Source organism: Nocardia mexicana NBRC 108244 (assembly GCF_001613165.1).
Classification (GTDB): Bacteria; Actinomycetota; Actinomycetes; order Mycobacteriales; family Mycobacteriaceae; genus Nocardia; species Nocardia mexicana.
The window spans coordinates 1-2,585 of record NZ_BDBV01000072.1 but is presented as its reverse complement, the minus strand read 5'-3'; the positions used below and the strand labels follow the sequence as shown (position 1 = coordinate 2,585).

General features: G+C 70.3%; 2 protein-coding genes. Both read right to left on the bottom strand.

Features of this window, described 5'->3' with window-relative positions; genetic code table 11:
• The coding region (locus NM1_RS26975; RefSeq protein ID WP_174556922.1) for an ATP-binding protein at positions 1–545 on the bottom strand (545 nt) is incomplete at its 3' end.
• A gap of 10 nt (positions 546–555) precedes the next feature.
• Positions 556–2,238: a TM0106 family RecB-like putative nuclease gene (locus NM1_RS26970; protein ID WP_084520090.1), complete on the bottom strand. Its 1,683-nt coding sequence runs from the start codon at positions 2,236–2,238 to the stop codon at positions 556–558.
• Positions 2,239–2,585 lie beyond the last annotated feature (347 nt).

Below are 2,585 nucleotides of genomic sequence, written 5' to 3'. Positions count from 1 at the left end.
TGCAGCGACACCGCGGTGCCCTGCGGCGCCTCGTCCAGGGTCTCGATCGTGTAGGTCGAGCTTCCCGCCGCGGATTCCCAACGGGTGGCGGTGGTTTCGCCGGCGCGACGGGTGGTGAGGGTGACCTTGTCGGCCACCATGAAGGTCGAGTAGAAGCCGATGCCGAACTGGCCGATCAGCTCCTCGGCCTCGGTCTGCGACTTCTTGGCCTCCAGCAGCTGCTTGCGCAGCTCGGCGGTGCCCGACTTGGCCAGGGTGCCGATCAGGTCCACCACCTCGGCCCGGGACATGCCGATGCCGTTGTCGCGCACCGTCAGCGTGCGGCCGTCCTTGTCGACCTCCAGCTCGACATGCAGATCGGAGGTGTCGACCTCCAGGTCCTTGTCCCGATACGACTCCAGCCGCAGCTTGTCCAGGGCGTCGGAGGCGTTCGAGATCAACTCGCGCAGGAAGGTGTCTTTGTTCGAGTAGACCGAGTGGATCATCAGTTCCAAGAGCTGATGGGTCTCGGCCTGAAATTCCAGCTGTTCGACGTGCTCAGTCACGGCCCAGATATTACGACGGACGCGCGGGAGACGAGACAGGGTGCTCGCGAAAGTCCGACATGGCCGGAACCTCGGTCGCGGCGCTCGGTGCGCCGGGCCGGTTCGGGGCCATCCATTCGCGCAGCACCTGGGTGGCGCGCACATCGTCTTCGTTGTACTCCAGCAGGCGGGTGCGCTGGGTGAGGTCGGGCTCGCCGTCGTAGCCGACCGCCTGCCGGTACCAGCTCATCGACGCCTCGCCGCCGGCCTCCGCATCGCGCCACGCGAAGCCGGCGACCGGGGCGATCTTCTTCAGGCCCTTGCCGTTCGGGCAGATGAACTGCTCGGAGACGGCCTGGAACATATCCACCCACTGCGGGCCGTCGACGAATTCGCGCACCTGGTCCTCGGTCGGCACGCCCGGCATTCCGGCGAATCGGCGGGCCGACTCGTAGAGCCACTTGTCCTCGGCGGTGCGCGAATAGCAGTAGGCGGCAAAGCTTTTCCCGGCGGCCGCGGCCTGCGCCCGCACCTGCATCAGCCAGGCCCAGAACTCGGCGAAGGAGCGGGCCTCGTCCTGGGTCGGCAGCGGATCCCAGGTGACGAACGGGCGGTAGACACCGTCGAGCAGGGTGCCCCACAGGTAGGCGCCGTACTCCTGGAAGCTCTCCAGGTCCACATCGACCTCGACGTCGGCGCGCTGCACTCGCACCTGGTCGAAGCGGCGGACCAGCGGGGCACCGGAAATCCAGGCCCGCGCGGTGACCACGGTCTCGGTGAACGGCTCGTACTGCCAGTCGTCCGGATCGTCACCGGTCCAGCCGGCGAGGTCCTCGATGGTCTCGACGCCGTGCCGGCGCAGCAACTCCGCACGCGAACCCGGTGCGACCAGGCTGACGTCGCGATGTTCGGTCAGCCAGCGCTCGCAGCTGGGGGTCTCCGGGGTGGCCGAGCGGGACCACCACGGGCAGCGGCGGCATTCGGGCACCTTGGACGGGACGGTCGGCAGTTCGCCGCGCACCACGGCGATCCGATCGGCGTAGCGGCGGTCGTACTCGTCGAGGACCGGGCCCAGGTCGTGCACCAGGATGCGATCGAAGTGGTAGCCGATCGCCCCGCCGACCAGCGCCGGGCTCGCCAGGCCGTGCCGCTGCAGCATGCGATACAGGTGGGCCAGGCGCTGCTGATCGCGCTGCTGGGCACGCACGCGCACGTGCCGGTCCGGGCGCGGCTCCCAACGGTAGAGGTCGGAGGTGAGCGGGTGGGAATCGGCCGGGTCGGGCTGGCGCGGATCGGTGACCTTGTGGTTGACCACGATCACCGGGATGTAGCCGCCGCGGTCGTCGTCGCGCAGCAGGATTTCCACGCCGCCGCGCCGCCCGGTGTCGGCCTCCTGCGGCAGCAGCGCGCCCCAGATCCGCGCCACCCCCTCGGCGCAGGCGCGCATGGTGATCGACGCGCGTTCGCTCGCCGGGAGCGCCGGATCGACCACGATCCACCGGTCCGGCGCGGCGGCCACGAGCGTGTCGCGAACCTTGTGCCGGTGTGCCGTGGCGGCCTCGCGGCGCTGCTGGACCCCGGCGTCTTCCGCGACCCCTACCAGCACCTCCGGGTGGGTCGCCTCCAGATGCAGCCGATGGCGGCACCCGATCAGCGCCCGCGCATCGACGTAGGCCGCCCGCGTCTGCTCGATATCGCTTGCTGCGGAAGGCATTCCGCGCTCCTCCAGCCCCGGCGCCACCGCCCGCACATCCATCCCCTCGGCAGCCGCGGCGCCCTCGCGCACAGCGGCCGCCCGCCGCTCGGCGCCGCCGCCATGATCGCGACCATTCCGGTCGCCGCTGCCCGAATACACGTAAGCAGTATGGTCCAGACCCCCGACACCCTCGCGAACCGCACCGCACGCTTCGATTCCGGATCGGCCACCCAACCATCACGAGCCGCCCCACCACCCGAGTCCCGCCCCCGGCAATGCGACGCAGGAGCGAGCCGAACAGGAGCCGCCTCGAGCAGAGCGCCTCCGTTCCCTCCCTACTCGGCCACCCTCCCAACCCCGGCCGC